Genomic DNA, 23,039 nt, shown 5'->3' on the forward strand with positions numbered 1-23,039 from the left:
CGGCTTCTTCTTCCCCATGCTCTCCATGATGGACATCATCCTTACCGGGGCCGAAGCCCCTGATCAGGGGTGTCCGTCAAAGCGAATCAAGCCCAACACCAGCAGCTGACGGAGTCCGCCGTGCCCACCTCGCCGATGCCCTCGCCCCCGTTCCCCGCGCCCGACTCCGCTGTACTCGCCTTGATCGTCGCCAACGCCGTCAACTCCGTGAACTCCGGTGAGGCCAGCGTCGAGCAGGCGATCCTGCACGCAGCCGTCCACGGCTGGTACGAGGGCCACATCGAAGGCGAAGACGCCTGCCCCGGCTGCGACTTCCGCGGCCCGGGCCAACCGTGCCCGTGAGCGGACAAGCCGCAGGAGACCGCCCACCGGTGACCGATCGCCCGATCCACCGCCCCGGCGCGCTCATCACCTGCTGCACCCTCGCCGCCCTGGGCGCCGCCACCGCTGTCCCGGCCGCCCTAGCCGACGCCTACGCGGTGTGCGCTGTTGGGCTGTTCGCCCTGGGTGGCGGAGCGCTGGCCGCCTACCGCACGTCCGAGGCACCGAGCACCGGACCGACCACGCCGTCCTCGAGCGGCTCCGGCAGGCCCCCGCCCTCGGCCCCGAGGCCCTCGCCGACCAGCTCGGCCTGCGCCCGGCCGCTGTACGGCTCAGTCTTCGCCGGCTGACTGTCGACGGCCAACTCCCCCGTCCGCCGCGCCTCCCGGCTAGGGGCGCTGAACAGCAGCGCTAAGGACCGCCACCGATGCCGGTGGCGGTCCTTTCTGCTATCTGCTTCAGTTGTGCCATATGCCTCCTGGCCTTCAGCCGAAGTGCGGGCACACTCTGTACTGATCTCCGCCCCGATACGCGCCGGGCTGCTCCACGGTGAAAATAGATAGCTAGTCGCACTTGTGCCTTCCGTACTGGTGGTGCTAAAGCTTCTGTCAGCGCGGCCCATCGTCCGTCAGCGGTCCGGCGACCCAGGACCGAAGGGGACGTACGTCTACCCCCTCAGTTCATCGCGCTGTTGCGTGAACATGACGTCGATCGTGAGGAAGAACTCCGGCCGGTTTCGGGGATCGAGCCCCTTAGCTGCGGCGACCGTCTCATCGCTGGTACTACCAAGCCACAAACCCGTGATCAGGTCGGTGAAGTAGTGCTCGAGTCCCACAGCAGCGTGCCGGATGTCCGAGTGACCGACAGTGAATCGAGCCGATCCTCCGGTCTTCATCAGGCCCGTGACTAAAAGGACCTTTGCTGGAACGGCCATAACGTCACCGCTACCTGCGATCAGCCAGTACACCGCAGTGGGGCTCACCCGCAGCAGCTGGTCTAGTTGAAGGCGGTTGATCTGCCACGCCTCACCGCCGGAGGCGCTGGGAATCAGCGAGTTGGCCTTCTTGACCTGGACCAGGTCAGCAACCTCGATTACTTCTCGACCAGGAAGACTGACCTTCAGGAGGATCCCAACGTCAGCACCGCTTCCCTTCTCGGCGAACTTGGTTTCCTGCCGGCTGCCGAGGCTCAGTTCCGGCGTGGAGGAGATGAGTCGTCGGTGCGCGGCTGTCTGCTGGCCGACTCCCTGGGTCAGCTTCTCCAACAGGCGTGCCGTCAGGGTCTCCTCGTCGCCCGCGCCACCCCGGGCAACCAAACCCGTGAAGTCCCGGGCCGCCGAGCGCACAGCGCCACGGAGAAGATCTTCGAGATCACGGCTGGCGAGCCAGGTAGCGGACGGTGCCTCCAGAGGTCTCGGGAAGCAGGAGCGGCGGGCATCCAGCGAACTCCCCAGCGCGTCCAGAAGGCGTTCCTCAATGGGTCCTGTTCCCTCCGCAAGCGCCTTCACGCCTTCGGCTCGCCGTCGAACGCTCCTCACGGGGCTCTGAACGGCCTCCGACAGAGCCGTTGCCACGTTCTGGTCCTGCTCAGCCAACGCCAGGGTAACGCCGACGTCCAAGCCGTCGAGTTCGCTGCCGACCGCAAGGATCCAGGGAAGTGACCGTACCCACAACTCCGGTTGCTTACTGGCCAACCGCTCAACTCGCGCACGAAGACCAAGTGCCTCCACTGCGGAGCGCTCCACGCTCAGCAGAGCAAGATCGCGCCACAAGTCCGCCAATGGCCGATCCACCAGATCGGCGAGCTTCTCCATGGCATTCCTGTCCTCGAACTCGGCCTGCCGACCGTAGTGCTCTAGACGCATTTCCGCCACGCCCGCCGCTATCGCCATCGGGACCGGCATCACGCGGGCCACCAGGTCAGGGCGGCGGAGCAGCGACACCCACACCACAAGGTCCGGACTCGCTCGCCGCCCCTTCGCGTTACGGAGGAAGGATGACTCGGCCAGCAGACGGAGGAAATGTTCCTCGACTAGGGCACCATCCTCCTCGACCAGATACTCCAACCCTGTCGCCGGTCCTAGGTCCTCACCGCTTTGCACCCTCAGATATTCCGGCTCTGGTCGCAGAGCTCCCAAGCAACAGCCCGCACATGCCGTGCCGTCATGTGGGTGCATGTAGTTCCACTTATGGGCGCGATACTTCACCCAACTACGGTAGACGGCGCCGCCGACAGCAGTGGGGCGGTGCCGTCTTACCGCTCGTTAGTCGAGGTAGATGCCGGCGAAGGTGCCGTCGAACCCGAGGGCCACCCGCCCGGCACCGGTCGAGGGGTGGCGGGTCCAGGTCGGGTCGGCGATCAGGGCGTCGAAGTCCTTGCGCGTGATCTCCGGCTCCAGCCAGTCGTTGCCGCAGCGGCAGCACACCCACACGTCGCGGCGGTGGTTGAGCAGCAGCCAGTCCCGGCGGGCCCGGCAGGCGGAGCACGTCACCGGCATGCCGCGCAGGGCCAGTTCGGCCGGGTGCAGGATGCCCCGGACAGCTTCCGGGCCACTGGGGGTCTGGGTCTCGTACTCCAGCTGTCGGAGCGGATCGGAGCCGACCGGGACCGGGTTGGTGATCGGGGTCGGAGCGGTGGTGGTGTGCTCGGTTCTGGTCACGTGCTCTCCGTTCGCGGTGCTCGGGTACTTGCGTAACACCTGGTGGAACCAGGTGTCGAGGGGTTTCGGAACGGCTGCTCGGAGCGTTGCCGGGTCAGCGGCGTGGTGCCGGGCGGCGCGGGTCGGTCACGGGCTGGGCCGGTGCCGGCTGGGTGGTGGGCGCCTGTGCCGGGGTGGTCCGGGCCCGGGTGCCGGCGGCCGTACGAGTGCGGGAGCGTTCAGGGTTGGCGGGCAGGTCGGCGAGGCGTCGGATGCGCCAGACGAGGACGTCGGTGGTGTTGCGGGCGGTTTCCAGCTCCCGGCGCCCAACGGCCTTCTCCAGGAGGGTCTTGGGGTCGTGGCCGGCCTTCTCGGCTTCCGCGAGTACGGCGGCCAGGGCGTCGTGCTCGTGGGCCGGGCCCTGCTGGGGGTCGGCATTGCCGAGGACGGTGCGGATAGTGGTGTCGTGGCGGCGGCGCTCGCCTTCCGGGAGGGCGCGTCCGATCTCGCGCATGGTGCGCATGGGGGTGGCGGCGGCCTGCTGGTAGGCGGTGCGCAGGTGTTCGGCGGCCTGGCGAGAGGCGGCGGCCTGCTGGGCGTGGCCCCTCGCGGAGTGCCAGCGGGCTGCGGCCAGAGCGACCAGGACGAGCGTGGACAAGACCATAGCGGTGGTGCCGCCGTCCTCGCCACGTCCGAGCGCGCTGCCGGCGTGGACTATTCCGCGGGCGGCCGAGCGCAGGGCGCGGATGTCGGCCTTCTCGGCGCGGACGTGGCTGCGGGTGGCACGTTCGAAGGCGCGGGCGGCATCTCGCAGTTCGGTGCGGGTGGCGGCTGGGGAGGTCTGGGCGAGGGCGTCGAGGAGTTCGCCGGCGCCGACGAGGTGGGCGGCGGCTTCGTCGTCGTCCTGGTCGAGGACCGCGGCGGCGCGCTCGGCGGTGCCGGCGGCTTCTCGGCGGCGGCGCGCGGGAGCGGAGCGGCCGGAGCGGGTCGGGTGGTTGTCCGGCTCCGGGGTGGCGGTGGCGGGCGCGGTGTCCAGGCGGCGGCGGATGCGCGGGAGGGAGAGGTCGGGGGCCAAGGTGCTGCCGGGGAACCAGATCGGCTCGCCGTCGCGGTTGCGGTCGCCGGGCAGAGCGACGCTGTAGCCGAGGACGTCGCCGGAGGGGGCGTTGCGCAGCTTCACCCGAAGGCCGGCCTCGCGCAGCCGGGTGAAGAACTCCTCCTCGCCGGCGGCTCCGGCGACGGCCTGGCGCACGGCTTCGCGCAGGCTCTCGCGCGGAGTCTCGGTGCGGCCGGTGCGCTCGGCCTTCCACTGTTCCTGGCTGGTCGGGTTCTTCGCGGCGGTGCCGTCGCCCGGGTTGAGCTGTCGCAGGCCGTACTCCTTCTCTATGAGGCGGGCCTCGGCCTGAGCTTTGCGCTTGTCGAAGCTCAGGGCGGCCAGGCGGCCGTCCTGACGGACCAGTGTGGCGGCGATGTGGATGTGGTCCTCGGCATGGCGCACGGCGACCCAGCGGCAGGCGGCGGTGTCTCCCTCGGGAGCGATGCCGGTGGCGCGGACGATGCGCCGGGCGATGGCGGCCCACTCGGCGTCGTCGAGGTGGCGGTCGCCGGGGGCGGTGCGCAGTGAGCAGTGCCAGATCTTGTTGGCCGGTGCCTGCTTGCCGAGGGCTTTGACCGGTTGGTCGAGTTGGTTGGCGAGCTTGGCGACCTGGTGCCGCTCCGGGTTGGGGCCCGGGTCGGGCGCGAAGTTGTTCCAACTCGCGACGAGGTGCTGGTTGGTGTGTTCCTCGTGCTTGCCGGGGCCGAAGAGGTAGTCGATGAGGGGGAAAGCGCGGTCGGTGCCGGTGCGGATCTTGGGGATCACCGGCGGACCAGCCAGTCGACGGCCTCGTCGACCGCGTCGATGGAGGCTTCGACTCGGGTCAGGAGCTGCCGCAGCTCGGCGCCCGGCTGGCCGCCGGCGTTCACGTAGTGGGCCAGCTGGTTGAGGTTGTTGCCCACGGCGCCGAGCTGGCGGTTGGACTCCATGAGTTCCTGGATGCCGCGCCGGTAGTCGGCAACCGCGGCGCTGGGGTCGGTGCTGGCGGCGGCGGACACGGCGGCTGCAGCGGTGTAGCCGCCGGGAGCGAGTTCGGCTCGGGCGGCGGCGCGCTGGAGGAGGGACCACTCGGGGTCGCTGAATCGAGGGCAGATGCGGTTGGTACGCGGCACGCTCTGGCGCAGGCGGCGGCGCGGCGCGGCGCGGACGGCTTCGGCGCTCGGCGGGGTCTGCTGCTTCTCCCCCTTCGTCGGCACCCCTGGGCCGACTCCCCGGTCGTCGGCAGGCCCCCCTGGGTCTGCCGACGACCGGGGAGCCTCCGCCCCCTTCGGGGCGGGGGCGGGGTAAGGACTCCTTACCCCACAACTTGCTCCGCCAGGAGCCTGATCACGGTCACTCTCCGGTGCCTGCGTGGTGCCGTCCTGGTCGGAGGTGGTCATCGGCTGGCCTCGGTGTCGCGCTGGCGGATGTCGAGGAGGAGGTCCTCGACGAAGTCGAGGGCGAGGACGGGGTGGTGGAGGGTCCAGGGGCGGGAGTGCCGGCCGCGCTGGACGCTGCGGGCGCCGTCCGGGCCGGTTTCGACGCGGTGCAGGTGGCCGCGCTGGGTCAGGACGGCGAGCCAGGAGTCCGCCTCGGCCCAGGTGGCGGGGGTGGTGCGCATGGTGGGATGCTCCCCTTCGGCGGTGGTGCGGGCGGGTGACCGCCGGGGTGGCCTGGTCGGTCACCCCGGCGGTCAGAGGTCGGTCAGTCCCTGTTGGCGGTGACCGGCTGACCGTGCTGTTCGCGGAGCTGGGCCATCAGCTGGGTCAGGGTGTCGCTGGAGAGGGGGATCTGCTGACCGCGGATCGCCTGGGCGACCACCTTGCGGGTCAGCTTGTCCTCCTGCCTGACCGCCTGCCGTGCGATCTTCAACAGGTCCTCGGTGTCCAGGTCAGGCCGGCGGTCAGCGTCCCGGTCAGTGACCGGCGGGGCGGTGACCGGCGGCTTGACCGGCTGTCCGGTGGCCTCGGTGGGGCTGACCGGCGTCGCGGTGACCGGCGGCTCGACTCGCGGTCGGTCAGTGACCGGCCGGTCGGTGTCCGGGTGACCGCCCAGGTCAGAGGGCTTGGTCAGGCTGACCGCGCTGACCGGGGTCAGCTGCGGCTGCGCGGTCGGGTCGGTGACCGGGCGGCTGACCGGCTGACCGGGGGCGGGGTGACCGGCGCTGTCCTGACCGGCGGTCAGTGCCACCGGCCGCTCGGTCAGTCCGAACTCCTCGGTGGTGACCTGACCGGGGTCAGGGGTGACCTGACCCCGGTCAGTCGCGGCCGGTCGGTCAGCGTGACCGTCCCGGTCAGTGGGGCTGACCGGTCCTCGGGCGATGAGGATGTAGAGGTGGACGGCGCCGGCCAGGGCGAGCGGGGCGATGGTGGACAGCACCGCGACCACCGTGTCTCCCAGCCGGAAGCCGGCGGTCGCGTTCTGCTCGTTCAGCCGGACGGCGTGCAGGGCGTTGGCCCACAGGCTCGTCCCGGTGGCCGCGCCGAAGAGCGTCCACACGTAGATCCGGGCCCTCAGCGGTGCGGTGCGCAGGACCAGCAGCGCGCGGACCCCGTAGGCGATGAAGCCGTCGACGATGATCGGGAAGAGGAACGTGAGGAGCCCCCTCACGTGGATGGCGACGGCCATTTGCTGGAGTGCGGAGAAGCTCAGCGCGCAGCCGGAGGCGCCGAGGGCGATGACGACGGCCCGGTCCCAGGCGGTGACGTGGGCGGTGGTCGGGGCGGTGGCGGTGGTGGTGCTCATGCGGCCGTCCCGAAGTCGGCGCAGGTCAGCTGCGCGGTGCTGACGGTGCCGTGGTCGGCCGAGGCGGCGCGGGTGGCTTCCTCGGCGATCTGCCGGTGCCGGATGGCTCGGCGGGTCTCGCGGTAGAGCTTGAGGGCGTGCTCGGGGCTGATCTTGAGGAGCCAGGCGAGGCGGTCGACGGGGACGCACTGGCGGTAGCCGGCGAGGACGATCGCGCGGCGCTCGGCCTTGGTGAGGTGGATGTCGCGTCCGGCGAGGGTCGCGTTGACGCGGCTGTAGTCGAGGCGGTCGTTGATCCTGGCGTGCAGGGGTTCGCGTTCCTCCTCGGTGTAGCCGCCCCGGATGCCGTGGGTGTCGCCGGTCTCCAGGGCGGCGTCCAGGCAGATGCGGGCGACGGGGCACTGGGTGCACAGCGCCTTCGCGGTGGCGATCTTGTCGGCCTCCTCCGGTCCGGGGAAGAAGGTCTCCGGGTCGACGGGGTTGTACTCGGTCGGGGTGCAGACGGCCCGGTCCTGCCAGGTGTAGTCGCCGAGCGAGCGGTGGCGGGCAGGGCTGGTCGTGGTGGTCATGAGGGGTTGCTCCGATCGCTCTCCGCGCGCGAGGTCGGCGTCGGCAGAGAGGGCGCTGGGTCGGTGAAGGTCTGGCGGCGCGCCGTGGGGCGGCCGGGCGCGGCGGGCCGTCAGGCGGCGCGCTGGAGGCGTCTGCGGTCGACCAGCTCGAACTCGACCCGGGCGGTCATCTGGGCGAGCCGGGAGGTGACTCGGTCACCGAGGTGGGCCTTGAGGTCCCTGATCTGCAGGTTAGTGGTGATCAGGGTCGGGAGCATGTGGTTGTACCGGCGGTTGATCAGCCGGTACGTCTGCTCTTCGACGAACTCGGAGCTCTTGGCGGCGCCGAGGTCATCGAGGATCAGCAGCGGCACCCGGCTGTAGGCGGCGAGGACCCGCTCGGAGTCGGTGTCCGAGCTGGGCCGAAGCTCCGCGTAGAGGTCGGCGGCGGTGGTGGCGCGCCAGCGCACGCCGATGCCGGCCTGCACCAGGGCGCGGACCGCGCCGTACGCCTCGTGGGTCTTGCCCGCGCCGACGACTCCGGCCATCAGCAGGCTGGGGCCGGTGGCGACCTGGCGGCGGGCACCGAGACTCGGGGCGGTGGCCTGGGCGGCGATCTCCCGCACCCAGGCCAGGACCTGCGGGTTGGTGGCGAGCGCGTCGCGGTAGCGCGGCGGCAGCCCGGCGGACAGCGCCGCCTCAGCCGAGTAGGGCTCCGGCTCGTCCGGGAGGGCGTCGACCGCGTGCTGGTCGATGCCCCGGGCGGCGAGGATCTTGGCCATCCGGTCGAGCACCGAGGGGGCGTCGGCGAGGGTCTGCGGGTCGCGGTGGGTACGCATCACAGCTCCTCGGCGTAGGCGGTGGCAGCGTCGACCGGGTTGGTCCACGGCTGGTGAGCGGGCACGTTAGGCCGGAATCCCGGCCGCACCAAACCGGCGCCCCGTGCGTTCATGGCGTCGTTGACCAGGCTCGGCAGCCGGGAGGGGTGGCCCTGGATCTCGGCGAACCGCCGCAGCCCGGCGCGGACGTGGTCAGCGGCGATGCCCTCGTCCAGCAGGGTCTTGACGACCTTGCCGAGGTGGCCGATCACGCTGCCCGGCGGGCGTTCGGCGCAGGAGGCGACGTACTCGCCGACCAGCTGGCCTGCCGAGACGGTGTCCGCGTCGGGCGCCTGGCGCCCCGTAGGGAAAGAAGATCCAGGATCCAAGATCCTAGATCCAGGCGCCGAGGGCTCCGGGAGGCTTCGGCGAGCCTTCGGGGAGGCTTCGGCGAATGCCGTCTGACCTGCGGTTTTCTGTGAGGCCGGGACCGGCTTTGGCTCGGCGTCGATCGCCGGGGCGAATGCTCCGGCGGTGGCGGGAACCGTCAGCGCGGCGGGTGCCGGGCTGGGCTCGTTCGGCTGCTGGAGGGCGGCCCGAGTGTTCGCCGAGGTTTCGGCGAACACTCGGGGAGCGTTCGCGACGGCCTCGGCTGGCGTTACCGGGGTGGCAGCGAGGGCGGCCCGCTGGATGCAGGGGCCCTTGCAGACGCCGCACCGCTCCGGCTCGCAGTGCGGGCAGGCCGGCAGACGGCTGAGCGACGGCTTGTCGATCTTCTGGTGGTTGCGCCAGGTCGGGTAGTGGAAGTACCGCCGCCCGTCGCAGCCGGTGTATCGGCAGACCGCTCCAGCAGTGGCGAGTTGCCGCAGGTGGTCCTCGACGTCCGCGCGGCTGATCTCCTCGCGCATCGGCCAGACGAGGCCGTAGACGATCGCCGCGTTGTCGCGGTGGCGGCCGTGGTCGTCGGCGTGGTTGGTCATCCCGAGGAAGGTGACCATGGCCGGGATCGACACCTCGGCCAGCGTCTCGGAGACCCAGGTCTCCGGCTTGACCGATCGGATGCGCGCCATGTCAGCGGCCCCGGACCGCGGCGACGGCGAGCTGCCCGGTGGCGAGGTCGAGGCTGTGCGGGCGCGTCCAGTCCGCCTCCGGCCAGGTGCGCAGCACCCAGCGGGCGGCGACCTTGGTAGTGGTGCGGCTCAGCTCGAGCTGCTCGCCGCGCTCGTCGATCGCCACCGTGTAGGGGTGGGGCCACGGTCGGCGTGGGTCGGTGAGGCTGACGTGGACGGCGACTGCGCCCGGGATCATGTCCGCGAGCTGGGCGCCGAGCCGCTGCTGGCTCGAGCTGGGCGCCCCGTAGCGGGCTTCCCCTGAAAGGCTGGGCATGTGATACTCCTGGATTCGTAGGAGCGCGCGCGGCGGTCTCTCGTGCAAAAGAAGTCCCGCCGCTCGCGAGGTAGTGATTCGGTGCCCTTCGGAGTGCCGGCCCCGGCGTCCAGGAGTTGGTAGCTCCAGGGCGCCGGTCTCGTTTCCACCCCGGTTCGTGGTTCACGGTGGTCCGCGCATCGTCTGTCCCTCCCCTTCGTGGCCCCGCCCTTCGCGGCGGGAGCAGCACCATACGAGCCACGCTCGCGATCAGTCCAGGGTGGTTTCCACCCGGCCTCACCAGCGCGTATCAACTGCTGAGTGATCTCGTGCGGGATCAACGTACACTCCAGTTGCGCCCCCTCGTCAACTGCTGTGTCGATCAAAGGGCTCCCGGGTTCCGATCGACACACTCCAGTGGTTAGACTCGTCGGGACGACAGGAGGTGGACATGACCGAGAGAGCAGGGCGGACCTTCGCCGAGCGGCTGGACCACTTGTTCAAGGAGGTCCACCCCGAGAACCGAGGCCCGTACACGTACGCCGAGGTCGCCCAAGCCCTCAAGGAAGCCGGCAACGGCGAGGGCGCCATCACGGCGAGCGGAATCCAGCAGCTCCGGACCGGCGCGCGCGGCAACCCGAAGATGGAAACAATCAAGGCGCTCGCGGCCTTCTTCGGTGTGCCCGCCGGCTACTTCTTCGACGATGAGGTGGCCGAACGCACCGAGGCCGAGATCAAGCTCGTGGCCGCGATGCGGGACCAGCAGATCGCGCAGGTTGCGCTGCGGTCCGCCGGCCTGTCGCCCACAAGCCTCAAGATGGTGCACACCGTCATCCAGCAAGCCCGGCATCTCGAAGGACTCCCGGCCGGCGATGAATTCCTGGGCCTTGATTTGAACGAATAATCTACGCGCGTCGCTTCATAAACAGCAGTGGGCGCATTCGAGCCAGTCGCTCGAGTGCGCCCACTGCTGTTTCAGTCCGCTGACCTAGTCAGTCATCTGCAGGACTATGAACCGCGTAGTGCTACTGCGAAGCGGAGCCAGCGCCATGATATTCACAGCGACCTCCCGGTCGCCGTGGTAGGGCAACCTCAGTCGGCGTTCATGACCGTCCGGATGCTCGATCACCTCGTGCCGATCCCAGATCTCGCGCGCCTCGGGGTTTCCCTTCAGGATGTCTCGCTTGAGCTGCTTGAGGGGCTCACTCTCGGGGAGTTGGAGGCAAGCGAAACGGATCTGCGCCAGAAAGGGGCGCGCCCAGTCGTCTCGCCAGTTCACCAGCTGCTCGCGAGCCTCGGGGTAGAGGAAGGCCCACCTCATGAGGTTGGGCTCGTAGGGGATCCACGGGAACCAGTCAGCCTGCGGCTTGTTGTGCCCGAAGATGGTCCACGCCTCGTCGGAGAGGTAGGCCGGATGGGGAAGCTGACTGTCCAGGAGCCGCTGCATAGGGCCGTCCAGCGCCTGGATGGCTTTGGCGTCAGCACTGCCCCGCGGCGCAGGGGCTCGACCGATAGCGCGCAGGTAGAGGCCATGCCGCTCGACATCGGACAGGCGGAGCGTGAAGGCAAGCCGGTCCAGGAAGTCCTCGGAGAAGTTGGCCTGGCGCCCAAGCTCCAGCTCGCGGTACCACCGATCACTCACGCCAGTAAGGCGGGCGACTTCCCTCTGAGACAACCCGGGGCTACGCCGGCCATCGCGGACCAGACCGGGGATGCGCTGGGGGTCGAGGCGACCCCGCCAGTACCGGAGCAGGTCGCCCAGGGACTCAGAAGGGTCCTCTGCGGCTCCCGCCGCCTCGATCGCGCTCATAACGGGTGATTTTACGGGGGTCGTGGGCGATCTTCTTTATTTGATCTTGTGGCCCATATCACGCCAAAAGCGACATGGTGTCAGAAAATCTTGAAATCAAGATCAGCTTTACGGAGCGTGTGCAACATGTCGCCCATCTGGCGAGACGGCCCGAGAGGTGGCAATCGAGTTTCAAGGCCAATTGCACAAAGCGATCCGGCTTCCATCCGGGCCACTGGCGCATGCCTGCCACTTCATCCCAACCACCTCACATCACCTTGAAACTTCAACCAGCAGGTACTCTCGGCGACGCTCCGTGAGCGGAACTGCCGATTCCCGGAAGTGGGACTTCCGCTCATGGCAGTGCATTGTGAGGAAGCGCCGATTCCCGGAAGCAGCAGTTCCGCACGTGTCCGTCAGCGACCTGCTTCCTGCCCGGCGTAGTTCTGGCTTGCACGTGAAGGAGCAGGGAATGACCGGTCGATCGGTTCTAGTGGTTGGTGGCAGTCGCGGAATCGGGCTGGAAGTGGCGCGGCAGATGGCCGAGGACGGCGACCGTGTCGCCATTACCTACCGCTCCGGCGAACCGCCCTTCGGTCTCTTCGCGGTGCAGTGCGACGTGACAATCCCGGACGATGTCGAGCGCGCCTTCGCGGCTGTTGAAGCCGAGCAGGGGCCTGCGGACGTCGTGATCATCAACGCTGGTGTCACGAGGGACTGCCTCCTCCTTCGCATGGCGGAGGAGGACTGGGCGGCAACGATCGACACTAACCTCACGGGCGCATACCGCTGCGCGAAGCGCGCGGTGCGTGCGATGATCCGCGCGCGCCGAGGGGGCAGGCTGGTCTTCATCTCGTCCGCCGTCGCCATGGCAGGCGAGGCCGGCCAGTCCAACTACGCCGCGAGCAAGGCGGGTCTGATCGGCTTCGCGCGCTCTCTGGCTCGCGAGTACGGGAGCAGGGGCATCACGTCGAACGTGGTGGCCCCCGGCCTCACCGAGACGGACATGACTTCGGTTCTCGGGCAGGAGCGCCTGGACCAAATCGTCGCCCAGGTCCCGCTTGGTCGGATCGCCCAGCCTCGGGAGATCGCGTCGGCGGTGCGTTTCGTGGCGAGTGAGGACGCGGGCTACATCACGGGAGCTGTCATTCCCGTCGACGGCGGCGTCGCCATGGGGCACTGAGCTTCGGCTGTGAGAGGGCGCGTCACCATGTCGTAACCGGTTGCCGGCACCCCGACCATGGCAGGTTGGGAGCCCGGCAGACGGCGATGCTCATCGCGATGCCCGACTCACCGTCGATCTCCCCGCTGCATGCGAAACCCTCTACTCGGCCGCCTTCTGACCGACACGCCTGTGCCCCGTAAGGGAAGATCATGGACAAGAGCAACCTTCGGGCTGCCTGCGAGGAGCGCCTCGCCCGCCTCGAACTGCCGCACCGCTTCGGTACCCAGCAGCTCCGCGAGGCCGTCGCCCTCATGCGAGGAAAGCCGATCGTCCTCCAGCCCCTCGGCTTGAATACCAGCGCCGACACGCCCTGCGGCATTCGGGTCGAGACACCCACCGCCGACATCCTGTACGTCGAGCAGGGGACCTCGCCTGCCCACCAGATGCACATCCTGGCGCACGAGATCAGCCACATTCTCTGCGACCACCCGGGCTCGCTCTCCCTCGGCGACGGCGCCGCCGCAGCCATCGGGCTCAACCCGACCCTCATTCAGCGCATGTCCGGCCGTACGGCTTACACCACCGCGGACGAGCGCGAGGCCGAGTACATGGCCACGCTCATCCGCCAGCGCGTGTACCGCGAACGCTTCCTCCCAGCCCGTCGGCCGGTGGCCGCCGACCAGCGCTGGGATGCGATCTTCACCTGACTCGAAGGAACGATCTCCATGATCAGCGCCATCTTCGGCGGCATGCCCATTCTGCTGCTGGCTGCATCGTTCTACTGGGCGTTCAGACGCCGCCCCAGCCGGCGTCCCGCCGGCGCCCTGAGCGTCTCCGCCTTCCTCGGGTGCTTCGCGGTCGCCTTCAGTGCCTACGAGCCAGCGATCCGCGCTCTGGAGGACTCCATCACGCCGGACTTCTCCCGGTTGGTGAGCAACTCCGCGACCCTGTCCGCGGCAGCCAGCGTCGCCTCGGTGCTCCTCTTCCTCAACCACGACGCGAACGAGGCTCGGCGCCGGCTTCGGTGGCGGCTCCGGCTCCTGGCCCTGGCTGTCGCCACGATGGCCGTAGCCTTCGCGGTCACCCCGCGCACCCTGATGTGGAGTGCCGCCGAGCTCCACGGCCAGCTCGATGAGGCACCGGTCTCCCTGCATGTCTACTCCGCCGCGTACATCGCGTTCCTCGGATACGCCGTCTACGACTGCCTCGCCCAGACGTGGGCCCGATCACGCACCGCCACCCGGAAGAGCCAGCGCATCGGGCTGCGCACCACGGCGGTCGGTTGCGTCTTCGCCCTTCTCTACACCGCCTACAAGACCGTCAATGCCGTTGGAGCCCTGTTCGGTTGGGATGTCATCCCCGGCGGCCCGCATTGCACCAGCCTGGTCACACCGGTGCACTGCGCTCTGAGTGTCACGGCTCCGGCCGTCGGCGTGCTCCTCATCACCGCCGGCCTGACCCTGCCGGCCGCGCTCTGGCCGCTCACGCAGTTCCTCCGCCGCCGCTGGGAGCGTCAGTCGATCGCCGATCTAAATCCCCTGTGGCAGGACTTCACCGCAGCCCTCCCTGAGATCATCCTTGATGACGATGCCGTGATCGACAACGAGATCGACTTCCTGCTCCACCGTCGCGTCGTCGAGATCAACGACGGCATCCTCACTCTGCGCCCCTACCGCTCGCTTACGGTCCAGCAGGCAGCCACCCGCGAGGTAGAGCGTCGCAACCTAGCCGGCACTGCCGACGGTGACGCGGTGGTCGAGGCAGCGGTCCTGGCAGCGGCCCTCCGGGCGATGCACTCTGGCGATGAGCCGGAGTTCACTCTGGCACCGCAAGCTCCTGGAACCGCCGCCCGGGCGGGAAACCTCCGCGCTGAGACCATCTGGCTACGCTCGGTGGCGCGGGCGTACGCCGCAAGCGACATCGTCCGGACGGCCTCCCGCGAGGCCCCGATGCTCGAGACGGCACAGGGATGAGCATGAGCAACCCTCTTCAGGACCCCGGCTTCTTCCGCAACCCGTACCAGACCTTCGCCGCGCTCCGAAGCGCCTCCCCGGTCCAGAAGGTACCCGGAGGAAGAGGGCGGTCGAGCTACCTCGTCACCGGCTACGCCGAAGCCCGGGAGGCGTTCGCCGAACCGCGGATGTCCAAGGACACGGCGGCCTTCTTCGCCGGCAAGGACACCGGCCGCAACCTGCACCCCGCCGTATCCCAGAGCATGCTGGCCACCGATCCGCCGCAGCACACGCGGCTGCGGAGTCTGGTGACGAAGGCATTCACGCCAGGGGCCGTCGCGCGGCTCCGCCCGTACATCGCCAGCCTGACGGACGAACTGCTCGACGCGTGGGTGCCCGGCGAACGGACCGACGCCATCGAGAGCCTCGCCATCCCGCTGCCCGTCACGGTCATCTGCCAACTGCTCGGAGTTCCCGACGCCGACCGCAGAGCGGTGCGCACATGGTCCAACGAACTCTTCGCGGCCGGACAGCCCGAACGAATCGACTCCGCCTCGCACGCCGTCGCGGGCTACATGGCGGACCTCATCGCGGACAAGCGCCGCACCCCCGACGAGAGCCTGCTCAACGACTTGATCCGTGCCCGCGACGGTGAGGACCGTCTCAGCGAGGACGAGCTCGTCTCCCTCGCAGTGCTCCTTCTCGTGGCCGGGCACGAGACCACCACCAACCTGATCGGCAACGGTCTCCTGGCCCTGCTACAGACGCCGAATGCGTTGCACCGCCTGCGAGATGAGCCTGACCTGGCCGACACGGCCGTGGACGAGCTTCTCCGGTTCGACTCCCCGGTGAGCATGGCCACCTTCCGGTTCACCACCGAGGCCATCAGCCTCGGCGGCACCGAGATTCCTGCGGGTTCGCCGGTGCTGATCGCGCCCGGCGCCGCGAACCGCGACCCCGCACGTTTCGCCAATCCGGACCGAGTCAACCTCGACCGGGACGCCAAGGGGCACCTCGCCTTCGGGCACGGTATCCACCGATGCCTCGGGGCGCCCCTCGCCCGCGCCGAGGGTGGGATCGCCTTCCAGCGCATCGTCGCCCGATTCCCCCAGCTTCGCCTGGCCGTGCCCAGTGCCGAGCTGCAGTGGCGGCACACGCGGCTTATGCGGGGCCTTGAGACGTTGCCCGTCCTGCCATAGGCCGAACCCGGGATGCGCCCGCTTCCGCTGTGCCGCAGGGTCAGGGCATGGCCTCGATCGTCGTTCTTCTTGAGCTGGAGCCTGATCAGGAAATCGGACCCGATGGTGTCGAGCCGGTCGTTCTTCTGGTGCACGCCGCCGGCGCCGACCCCGACGCGCCCGAGGACCCGCTACCACGGACGCTCTGCGGTCTCGACACCGACGCCATGGAACACGCCCACTACCGACCCGCGAGGCCGGGCGAACCCTGGTACCCACCCGCGCTGTACGACAAGCGCTGCCGGGAGTGCCAGGCGGTGCTGAAAAGCCTGTGAGCTCAGGGAGGCCGGCGGCTCGGGCGAGCGGGTCGGCGTGGAACACCGACTGTACGGGGACGGCTTCCACCCGAGGAGTTCCTGATTGAAGCCGCCCGTGTCACCGCGCTGGCCGTGCCACAGCTTGTCCCTGACGGGCAGCCGCAGCCAGTTCAGACGCTCGCCGGTCTTCGCGTGCGACGGCCAGGTGAATGCTCCGGGACTCAAGAATCGGCACCCCGAGGAATGCGCCATCGGGCGGGACGGTCCCGGCTGAGCGACGGATGATCCGGTGCTCGCCTACTGTCCAGGCCCGATCGCCAACCGCTCGATTCGTCGGGCCAGTTCGGGGTCGCTCGCCGTACGCCCGAGGCGGCAGGACGTGATGGTGCGCACCGAGCCCGCCTGGACGCCGCGCATGCTCATGCACAGGTGCTCGCCTTCCGCGAAGACCGCGACATCGTCGGTGCCGGCGGCCTTGGCGATGTCGTTGGCGACGGCGTCGGTGATGCGCTCTTGGAGTTGCAGCGCAGCGGCGTGGAGGTGAAGTTGGCGAACGAGCTTGGACAAGCCGAGGACTTGGGCCTGGGGGACGTAGGCGATGGAGACGTTCAGGCGGAACGGGAGCAGGTGGTGCTCGCACAGCGACCAGACTTCGATGCCGCGCAGCAGTACGAAGTCGTCGTGGGTGGTGTCGTGGGTGAAGGTGGTCCCGAGCTTTCCGTGGTCGCGGTCGAGGAACTCGCTCCACCAGGCGGCGACCCTGCGGGGTGTCTCAGCGAGGCCCTCGCGGTCGGGGTCCTCGCCGAGGGCGATCAGCAGGTCACGGGTCAGGAGTTCGACGCGCTCAGTGTTGACCGGGCGGCGGGCAGGTGCGGGTATGGATGCCACGGTGTCCCCTTCAGGGCATGACAGTTGAAGCCATCGGATGGTGGTGACGGGTCTGGGCCCGAGTGTGGACCAGCCCGGTTGCAGCCCTGGCGCTGGGTACGGTCAGAGCCGGGTGGCCGCAGGCAGGCGGCCGAGGATGGGCAGGGTGGTGAACGCCTCGGCGTACTGCGTGCCGATCCTGCCGCCCCAAAGCCGGCCGAGCTGCTCGGCCATCGGGCCGAAGTGCTCCTCGATCGGCTGGGAGGCGTGAGCGTGCAGCGCCCGGATCTTGGTGGTGAACATCGTGGTGGCGTCAACGATGCGGTCGGCGCGTACCGGGCCGTCCAGAGTCAGAGAGTTGTAGGTGTCGCAGGCGTAGAGGCTTCGCGGGAAACCGGTGGCGATCACCGGCTCTGGCAAGGCCGCAAGGACGGTTTCGGCGACGGCCCGGTGCTCGGGGTGCACGTCGCGCAGCGGGTGGGTGATGACGATCTCGGGCCGGGTCTCCATCAGCAGCTGGTGGATCGTCGGGGTGTCGAGGGCGGGCAATTGGCGCAGCTCGGTTCCTAGGATCTCGGCACCGGCGACGGCTTCGGCGTCCCGGATCGAGTCCCGGTACGGGACTGCGACGGTGACCGTGGCGTGGCCGGCGTGGTGGGCCAGGGTGGCGCCCGCCCAGAGCTCAGCGTCGTCAGGGTGGGCGAACAGGGCCAGCACCGAGCCCGGGGTGCTCACCACAGCCCCAGTTTCTCGACCACCTCGGCCGGCTTGGGCAGCTGCGGGCTGACCTCTCCGGTCGGGGTGAGCGGAACGTCCAGGTCACGCTTCATCGTGATCATGTCGCGCCAGCGCTTCACGTCGCGCCATGCCTCGGTGATCGCCCGGCCCTTGGCGCCGGTCAACCGGTCCGAGTTTGGCAGCTTCTCCAGTGGCAGCTGGTCGCTTAGGAGTTGGGCGGCGACCTTGGGGCCGACTCCGCGGACGCCGGGGATGTTGTCGGAGGCGTCGCCGGTCAGGGCGCGGAAGGCCGGCCACTGCTCGGGGGTGACGCCGTAGCGTTCGAGGACTTCGGTCGCGGTGATCAGCCGTGCGGTGGCCTTGCGGCTGCGGTTGATGATCCGGATCTGATCCGTGAGCAGCTGGTAGTAATCCGCGTCCCGGGACATGATCCGCACTGGCCGGGTCGGCGCGGCATCGGTGGCGAGGGTGGCGATCACGTCATCCGCCTCCTGGTCCGGGAGTTCGACCCAGCGGATGCCGTGCAGGTCCAGCCCCGCCTTGACGGACGCGAGGAACTGGAGCGGCTTGAGGGCCTCCGGAGTGGCTTCGCGGTTGGCCTTATAGTCCTGGTCCGCGGCGACGCGCGCGGCGCTGCCGTGCTCCCCGTCGAAGACGACCACGACCTCGGGCGGGTTGACGTCGAGGTCGTCGCGGATGGTGGCGCGCAGGAGGGCGAAGAATGCGAACAGGCCGGTCAGCTCGCGGGTCTTGTCGCGGGAGCGGATCTCGGCGGGGAAGCCGAAGGTGCCAGCCCACAGGACGTTGAAGCCGTCCACGAGCAGCAGCGGAGCGGGGGTGATAGCGGCTGCGGGCATCACGAGATCGCCTCCATGAAGAGGTGGGCGATCCGGTGGGGCGTGAACTCCTGTGCCCGCCGGTACACGGTCTGTGTAGTCGCTCCGTACAGTATGTCATCGTCCAGGAGGGTCTGTGCCGCCTTGTGCAGGGCTGCGGGGCCCGCGTCGCGGGGTACGAGCAGGTGGTCTCCGTGGCCGGTCGGCTCGATGAGCGCGGGCAGGTTGCCCACCTGGTAGGCCACGACGGGCGTCCCAACGCTCATGGCCTCCAGCGCGACCAGGCCGAAGGTCTCCCGGTGGCTGGGGACGATCACGACGGCGGCGTCGGCGAGCCAAGGCAGCACCTTGTTCCAGGCGAGCGCGCCGCGCAATTGCACGTTGGGCTGCCAGGCGGCCAGCTCCTGGCAGCGGGCCAGCAACGCGGCTTGGGAGCCGGCGGTGTCCTCGAACCCGGCCGAGGCGAGCGCGATCTCCAGCGGGCGGTCCCACCCGGCGGCGGCTTCGAGGACTTCGGCGACGCCCTTCTCCGCCCCCAGCCGGGCCAGCACCCTGACCGGGCCGGCCACGCGCAGTTCCTCGCGCCGTTCAGGGCTCGGCAGGCCGAGTGCCGGGTCCGGGAGCAACGCGTTGGGCACGACGCTCACCGCTGCTGCAGTCGAGACGGCCAGTTGGTCACGGACAACGGCGGACGGGACGATGACGTGGTGGGCGCGGGCCAGCGCCGGGCCGGCGTCCAGGGTGGCGGGTTGGACGTGGGCGGCCAGGACGCGGCGGACGTAGCCAGGGAGGTCTCCGCGCAAGCGGCCCAGCCCCCACAGCGCGTCGGTGAACAGGACGGTATCTGCTCGGTGACGGATGATCAGGTCGCGGATCTGCTGGCCGAGGGCGTTGTCCTGCCATGTGACGGCGCGGCGCAGGGTCTCGTCGTCGCACGGGAAGCTGATCCCGGTCAGGCGCAGGTGCTCCACCTTCACGCCCGGCAGGCCGGGCGCGGCGGGCTGCGGGGCGGCGGTCGCGATGACGGGCCGGTGCCCGGCTTGCGCCAGGCCCAGTGCGAGCGCGGCGGTGGCGCGCTCGATTCCCGCGGGGGCGTCAGGGGTCCAGGAGGCGAGGACGAGCAGCACTCCCCGGGACGCGGGCGTGGTCATAGGGTCCTCACTTTATTGGGCACCGGCAGCCGCCGGGCGTCGTCGGGGCAGCCCTGTTCCCAGGGGAAGACCACCCAGTCGTCCACGTCCCAGACCCAGCCGTCCGGGCCTTCGCTGCAGCCGGCGTTGCGGCACAGCGCCAGGGACTTCGTGACTGCCGAGTCGGCAAGCAGCGGGCCCAAGGCCTGGGTGACGGCGGCGAAGGTGGCGCCGGAGCCGGCGATGTCATCGACCAGCAGCACGGTTCCCCCGAATCGCCGCGGCAGGGCGCCGGGCAGGGTCACGGTCACCTCGCCGGTAGCCTGCTGCCACAGCTCGTCTGTCTGGTTGTGCCGGGCGATAGCGAGGTGCAGCGGGACGCCGAGCTGGTCGGCGATCACGGTGGCAGGCCTGATGCCGCCGTTGGCGATGCCCACCACGGCGGTCACCGGCGGCTGGCAGCCGGCCGTGGACTCGGCGAGAAGGCGAGCGGCGGCGTAGCACTGGTAGAGGGTGGGCGCGTAGGGGCTGGTTCGAGTGAACAGGCGCCGCCCGTGGCTGGGTTGCTGGTCGGTGTCGGTCACGAGGCGCTCGCGGCAGTGGGCAGGTGCAGATCCTCGGGGCCGTTGACTGGCAGGAAGGCGGTAATGCTGGTGGCGCCGCCGGTGTTGCGCCAGGCGTAGCCGTCCGCGCGCAGCACTGTGAAGCCGTCGGCGCTGCCGCGGGTGCGCAGCCGCACCCGCACGCCGTCGGGGACGGTGAGGGAGTAGACGGCGGCGCGGGCCTGCTCGTCGGTGAGCATCTGGTCGTCGGCGATGGCCTGGCCTTCGCCGATCGGCAGCAGCTGGAGGAAGGTGACGCCGCCGACGCCGAGTTGGGAGGCCAGGTCCAGCAGGGCTTGGGCTTCGTGGTAGGTGGAGCGCATCAGCACCATCTGGAACTGGACCCGCAGGCCTGCGGCGACCGCGGCCTGGGTGCCGTCGATCGCCCGGCTGTGGCTGTCGGTACCCCGCCAGGTGTCGTGGGTGGCTGCGGTGGCGCCGTCCAGCGAGACGCGGATGGCGTCGAGCGCGGGGGCCAACTCCTGGGCACGCCGGGCGAGGTGCCAGCCGTTGGTGGTGCAGCTGACCACGGCCCGTTCGCCGGCACGAATCGCCTGGGCGAGGTCGGGCAAGTCGCGCAGCAGCAGCGGCTCACCACCGGACAGGTCCACGCCCAGAACGCCGGATGCGGTGATGTGTCCGGCCAGCTGCTGGCGCTCCTCCGCACTGGACTCGCGAACGCTCTTGTCGTCCAGGCAGTGCGGGCAGGCGAGGTTGCACCGGACGATCGGCGACCAGCACATGCTCAGCGGTGCCTTCGGGGTGAGCTGGCCGGGTTGGGCCTCGGGCCAGGCCGCGACCTGGTGCTCGTCCAGGGCGATCCGGCCGGACGGCAAGGGCTGCGGCGGCAGGTGGTTGGTGCCCACGGCCGGGTCGTGGACAACCATGGTGCCGTTGATGGCGGCGGCGGCGAAGGTTCGGATCATGAGGTGATCACCTCTGCGTCGGTCACGAGCTTGTCGGTGGCGGTAGCGAAGTCGCGGCCTCGCCCTGTCGGAGCGGGTTGGGCGAGCAGGGCCCGGTAGTGGGCGAGGGTGGCGGGCCAGGCGGCGGCCTTGGTCTGCCACTGGGCTGCGGCGTCCGGCGGGTCCAGGTGGTAGCCGACGGCTTGGCGCAGCGGAATGACCAGGCAGCGGGCGGCGATCAGCGCGGCGCCGAGGTGGGTGTCCTCCATGCCCCAGCCGATCTGGCCGAAGGCGGCGTCGAAGCCGCCGACGTCCACCAAGCGCTCGCGGGGAACACCGAGCAGCGCGGTGACGGCCATCCTGGGCAGGTCCCAGTCGTAGTAGAACCGGCCGTGCCCCAGGTTCTGGAAGTCGTCGGTGGCGTCCAGCGGGCGGCCGTCCAGCGGCTCGGTAAGCGTGATCCCGGAGTACAGCAGCCGGGTGTTGACCGGTGGTGTCCATGTGACGCGGTGGTCGGCGGCCAGCTGTGGCGGGCTGTCGGGGAGCACCAGGCCGCCCGGGCCGCTCTGGTAGGGCAGGTTGTGGCGGAAGCCCGTCAGCACGGTCTCCGGGCAAGCGCGGGCGGCGAAGTCCGCGAGTACGTGCGTGGGCAGCACCATGTCGGCGTCAACGAACAGCAGGTTCTCGGCCTGCGCCAGGCGGGCGCCGGCATTGCGTGCGGCGGCCGAACCGGAGCGGGCCGCCAGCCGGACCGCGGTAGTGACCGCCGGGTGCCGGCGGGCGATCTCGAAGGTCGCGTCGGTGGACGCGTCGTCCACGACGATCACCTCCACGGGTCCGGCCGTGCGCTGCGCGGCAAGCGCGTCCAGCACCGCTGGCAGTGCGTAGGCGGTATTGAGCGCCGGGAGCACCACCGACAGCGGGCGGCCCTGAGCGGCCACGGCCGGGGTGGGCTGGTGCCAGCCGAGCCCGATCCGGCCGTGGAAAGCGCCGGTGAGGTGGCTGTGGTCGTTGGAGCGGGTCTTGAGTGCGCCCGCGAGCGTGTCGGTCACGGCCACCTCCATTCATCCAGGACGGCTGCGGTCTCGGCCCAGCCGCGCGGGTCGTGGACCCAGTGCAGGGTGGGGCGCCCAGGGTGTTCGAGCAGGTCGGCGAGCGGCACGAGGTAGAGGGGTTCCAGCACGAGCAGCACCCGGTCCGGTACGCCCTCAGCCTTGAACTCGCGGGTTAGCTGCTCGGCGACCAGCGGGCGAAGCCGGTCGGCGTGAGCAGGCGTCAGCTGCCGGTCGTAGGGGGTGAGCAGGGTGTCCGCGTGGACCAGGCCGTGCTCGGCGGACAGGAAGCGGATCCGGTCGCGGGCGGTCCGGTGGCCGGCGAACCGCGTGCGGAGGTGCGGGGCGATGCCGCCGGTGTACCGCTCCAGCGCGGGCAGCGGCCTGCGCTCGGGGGCTTTGCGCCGGGAGCAGCCCGCGATCAGCAGGTCCCATTTCATGCCGCCCTCACCACCCGTACGGTGATGCCGGGCGAGCCCAGCTCGGCCGGGGCTGCGTTCAGGAACGTGGACTGCGCGTACAGCTGCAGGGAGTTGTAGGAACCGCCTCGGATGACGAAGCCGCCGCCGATGGTCGGGCTGGAGGTCCACTCCCAGCAGTTACCGCCCATGTCGAGCAATCCGTCTGGTGTCGCCCCGGCCGGGTAGGCGCCGACCTCGGTCGGCTGGCCGGGGCCGCCGCGCAGGTTCGCCCGGGCCGACCCGGGATCCACATCGCCCCAGGGGTAGAGCCTGCGGCTGGGCCCGGCGGCGGCCCACTCCCACTCCGAGGAGCGAGGCAGCCGACCACCCAGGTCGGCGGCCAGCCGTGCGGCCTGCGCCTGGACGATACCGGTCAGCGGCAGCGCTCCACCGAGCTGCCCGGTCTGCACGCAGGTGAGCGGGGTGGCCGTCCATTCGAGGTCGGGCACCTTCACCCGGCGCTGCCGGTCGCCGAACAGGCAGATGCCGCCCGGGATCGGGATCCACACCACCTGGTGGTCGGCGGTGGTTTCCATG

28 protein-coding genes are annotated in these 23,039 nt (G+C 70.0%); 8 read left to right on the plus strand and 20 right to left on the minus strand.

The features are described 5' to 3' along the window. The first annotated feature begins 120 nt into the window (after positions 1–120). Together P3T35_RS30575 and P3T35_RS30580 are read left to right on the plus strand one after the other, a co-directional pair. On the plus strand, positions 121–342 hold the full coding sequence (locus tag P3T35_RS30575) for a hypothetical protein (protein WP_280708598.1): 222 nt from the start codon (positions 121–123) through the stop codon (positions 340–342). A gap of 29 nt (positions 343–371) precedes the next feature. Beyond that, complete coding sequence (locus tag P3T35_RS30580) at positions 372–671, plus strand: hypothetical protein (RefSeq protein ID WP_143676942.1); 300 nt, start codon at positions 372–374, stop codon at positions 669–671. A gap of 317 nt (positions 672–988) precedes the next feature. On the opposite strand, the gene P3T35_RS30585 is transcribed toward P3T35_RS30580, so the two are convergent. The 10 genes from P3T35_RS30585 to P3T35_RS30630 all read right to left on the minus strand — a co-directional run bounded on the left by P3T35_RS30585 (position 989) and on the right by P3T35_RS30630 (position 9,531). Then, positions 989–2,386 carry a hypothetical protein gene (locus P3T35_RS30585; RefSeq protein WP_101382985.1) on the minus strand — a complete coding sequence of 466 codons (1,398 nt, stop codon included), beginning with the start codon at positions 2,384–2,386 and terminating at the stop codon, positions 989–991. A gap of 198 nt (positions 2,387–2,584) precedes the next feature. After that, the gene (locus tag P3T35_RS30590; RefSeq protein ID WP_101382984.1) at positions 2,585–2,980 is read right to left on the minus strand and encodes a hypothetical protein; all 396 of its coding nucleotides are present in this window, start codon (positions 2,978–2,980) and stop codon (positions 2,585–2,587) included. A gap of 94 nt (positions 2,981–3,074) precedes the next feature. Then, complete coding sequence (locus tag P3T35_RS30595) at positions 3,075–4,820, minus strand: mobilization protein (protein WP_101382983.1); 1,746 nt, start codon at positions 4,818–4,820, stop codon at positions 3,075–3,077. Continuing rightward, positions 4,817–5,251, minus strand: coding sequence for a MobC family plasmid mobilization relaxosome protein (locus P3T35_RS30600; RefSeq protein ID WP_280708603.1), 435 nt, complete (start codon positions 5,249–5,251; stop codon positions 4,817–4,819). The genes P3T35_RS30595 and P3T35_RS30600 overlap by 4 nt, the downstream gene beginning before the upstream one ends. Before the next feature lie 179 nt (positions 5,252–5,430). Then, on the minus strand, positions 5,431–5,655 hold the full coding sequence (locus tag P3T35_RS30605) for a hypothetical protein (RefSeq protein WP_101382981.1): 225 nt from the start codon (positions 5,653–5,655) through the stop codon (positions 5,431–5,433). An 83-nt stretch (positions 5,656–5,738) separates the two neighbouring features. Continuing rightward, positions 5,739–6,779, minus strand: a complete 1,041-nt coding sequence (locus tag P3T35_RS30610) for a DUF2637 domain-containing protein (RefSeq protein ID WP_101382980.1) — start codon at positions 6,777–6,779, stop codon at positions 5,739–5,741. Further along, on the minus strand, positions 6,776–7,348 hold the full coding sequence (locus P3T35_RS30615) for a WhiB family transcriptional regulator (protein ID WP_101382979.1): 573 nt from the start codon (positions 7,346–7,348) through the stop codon (positions 6,776–6,778). Before P3T35_RS30615 ends, P3T35_RS30610 begins: the two co-directional genes overlap by 4 nt. Positions 7,349–7,458: 110 nt before the next feature. After that, on the minus strand, positions 7,459–8,166 hold the full coding sequence (locus P3T35_RS30620; protein WP_101382978.1) for an ATP-binding protein: 708 nt from the start codon (positions 8,164–8,166) through the stop codon (positions 7,459–7,461). Continuing rightward, positions 8,166–9,215 carry a hypothetical protein gene (locus P3T35_RS30625; protein ID WP_101382977.1) on the minus strand — a complete coding sequence of 350 codons (1,050 nt, stop codon included), beginning with the start codon at positions 9,213–9,215 and terminating at the stop codon, positions 8,166–8,168. Before P3T35_RS30625 ends, P3T35_RS30620 begins: the two co-directional genes overlap by 1 nt. Position 9,216: 1 nt before the next feature. Continuing rightward, positions 9,217–9,531 carry a transcriptional regulator gene (locus P3T35_RS30630; RefSeq protein ID WP_101382976.1) on the minus strand — a complete coding sequence of 105 codons (315 nt, stop codon included), beginning with the start codon at positions 9,529–9,531 and terminating at the stop codon, positions 9,217–9,219. Between the two features lie 430 nt (positions 9,532–9,961). Between P3T35_RS30630 and P3T35_RS30635 the strand changes: the two genes are divergently transcribed. After that, positions 9,962–10,414, plus strand: a complete 453-nt coding sequence (locus P3T35_RS30635; protein ID WP_101382975.1) for a Secondary metabolite protein — start codon at positions 9,962–9,964, stop codon at positions 10,412–10,414. A gap of 84 nt (positions 10,415–10,498) precedes the next feature. Here P3T35_RS30635 and P3T35_RS30640 read toward each other — a convergent pair whose 3' ends face one another. Further along, positions 10,499–11,320: a helix-turn-helix transcriptional regulator gene (locus P3T35_RS30640; protein WP_101382974.1), complete on the minus strand. Its 822-nt coding sequence runs from the start codon at positions 11,318–11,320 to the stop codon at positions 10,499–10,501. Between the two features lie 451 nt (positions 11,321–11,771). Here P3T35_RS30640 and P3T35_RS30645 point away from each other — a divergent pair, with 451 nt between their 5' ends. From P3T35_RS30645 to P3T35_RS30665, 5 genes are all read left to right on the plus strand, one after another. After that, positions 11,772–12,482, plus strand: a complete 711-nt coding sequence (locus P3T35_RS30645; RefSeq protein WP_101382973.1) for an SDR family oxidoreductase — start codon at positions 11,772–11,774, stop codon at positions 12,480–12,482. A 191-nt stretch (positions 12,483–12,673) separates the two neighbouring features. Next, the gene (locus P3T35_RS30650; RefSeq protein ID WP_101382972.1) at positions 12,674–13,171 is read left to right on the plus strand and encodes a regulator component; all 498 of its coding nucleotides are present in this window, start codon (positions 12,674–12,676) and stop codon (positions 13,169–13,171) included. 18 nt (positions 13,172–13,189) lie between these two features. Next, positions 13,190–14,437 carry an MAB_1171c family putative transporter gene (locus tag P3T35_RS30655; RefSeq protein WP_180356661.1) on the plus strand — a complete coding sequence of 416 codons (1,248 nt, stop codon included), beginning with the start codon at positions 13,190–13,192 and terminating at the stop codon, positions 14,435–14,437. 2 nt (positions 14,438–14,439) lie between these two features. Beyond that, a complete protein-coding gene (locus tag P3T35_RS30660; RefSeq protein ID WP_101382971.1) occupies positions 14,440–15,615 on the plus strand; it encodes a cytochrome P450 in 1,176 nt (391 codons plus the stop codon). Positions 15,616–15,662: 47 nt separating this feature from the next. Further along, positions 15,663–15,929 (plus strand): hypothetical protein, encoded by a 267-nt coding sequence (locus P3T35_RS30665; RefSeq protein ID WP_045306696.1) that lies wholly within the window; start codon positions 15,663–15,665, stop codon positions 15,927–15,929. Positions 15,930–16,208: 279 nt separating this feature from the next. On the opposite strand, the gene folE is transcribed toward P3T35_RS30665, so the two are convergent. The 9 genes from folE to P3T35_RS30710 all read right to left on the minus strand — a co-directional run bounded on the left by folE (position 16,209) and on the right by P3T35_RS30710 (position 23,038). Beyond that, positions 16,209–16,799, minus strand: coding sequence for a GTP cyclohydrolase I FolE (folE, locus tag P3T35_RS30670; protein WP_101382969.1), 591 nt, complete (start codon positions 16,797–16,799; stop codon positions 16,209–16,211). A 102-nt stretch (positions 16,800–16,901) separates the two neighbouring features. Next, a complete protein-coding gene (locus P3T35_RS30675; protein ID WP_101382968.1) occupies positions 16,902–17,516 on the minus strand; it encodes a PIG-L family deacetylase in 615 nt (204 codons plus the stop codon). Further along, entirely contained in the window at positions 17,510–18,373 is an 864-nt protein-coding gene (locus tag P3T35_RS30680; RefSeq protein ID WP_180356660.1) for a 5'-3' exonuclease H3TH domain-containing protein, read from the minus strand. Before P3T35_RS30680 ends, P3T35_RS30675 begins: the two co-directional genes overlap by 7 nt. Then, on the minus strand, positions 18,373–19,503 hold the full coding sequence (locus P3T35_RS30685) for a glycosyltransferase family 4 protein (RefSeq protein WP_101382967.1): 1,131 nt from the start codon (positions 19,501–19,503) through the stop codon (positions 18,373–18,375). The genes P3T35_RS30680 and P3T35_RS30685 overlap by 1 nt, the downstream gene beginning before the upstream one ends. Next, entirely contained in the window at positions 19,500–20,066 is a 567-nt protein-coding gene (locus P3T35_RS30690; RefSeq protein ID WP_180356659.1) for a phosphoribosyltransferase family protein, read from the minus strand. Before P3T35_RS30690 ends, P3T35_RS30685 begins: the two co-directional genes overlap by 4 nt. Continuing rightward, positions 20,063–21,010 carry a radical SAM protein gene (locus P3T35_RS30695; RefSeq protein WP_101382965.1) on the minus strand — a complete coding sequence of 316 codons (948 nt, stop codon included), beginning with the start codon at positions 21,008–21,010 and terminating at the stop codon, positions 20,063–20,065. Before P3T35_RS30695 ends, P3T35_RS30690 begins: the two co-directional genes overlap by 4 nt. Further along, positions 21,007–22,041, minus strand: coding sequence for a glycosyltransferase family 2 protein (locus P3T35_RS30700; RefSeq protein ID WP_218976715.1), 1,035 nt, complete (start codon positions 22,039–22,041; stop codon positions 21,007–21,009). The genes P3T35_RS30695 and P3T35_RS30700 overlap by 4 nt, the downstream gene beginning before the upstream one ends. Beyond that, positions 22,038–22,481, minus strand: a complete 444-nt coding sequence (locus tag P3T35_RS30705; RefSeq protein ID WP_101382963.1) for a DUF6884 domain-containing protein — start codon at positions 22,479–22,481, stop codon at positions 22,038–22,040. The genes P3T35_RS30700 and P3T35_RS30705 overlap by 4 nt, the downstream gene beginning before the upstream one ends. Next, positions 22,478–23,038: an SUMF1/EgtB/PvdO family nonheme iron enzyme gene (locus tag P3T35_RS30710; RefSeq protein WP_101382962.1), complete on the minus strand. Its 561-nt coding sequence runs from the start codon at positions 23,036–23,038 to the stop codon at positions 22,478–22,480. Before P3T35_RS30710 ends, P3T35_RS30705 begins: the two co-directional genes overlap by 4 nt. Position 23,039 lies beyond the last annotated feature (1 nt).

It is taken from the genome of Kitasatospora sp. GP30 (assembly GCF_029892145.1).
In the GTDB taxonomy this organism is placed as follows: Bacteria; Actinomycetota; Actinomycetes; order Streptomycetales; family Streptomycetaceae; genus Kitasatospora; species Kitasatospora acidiphila.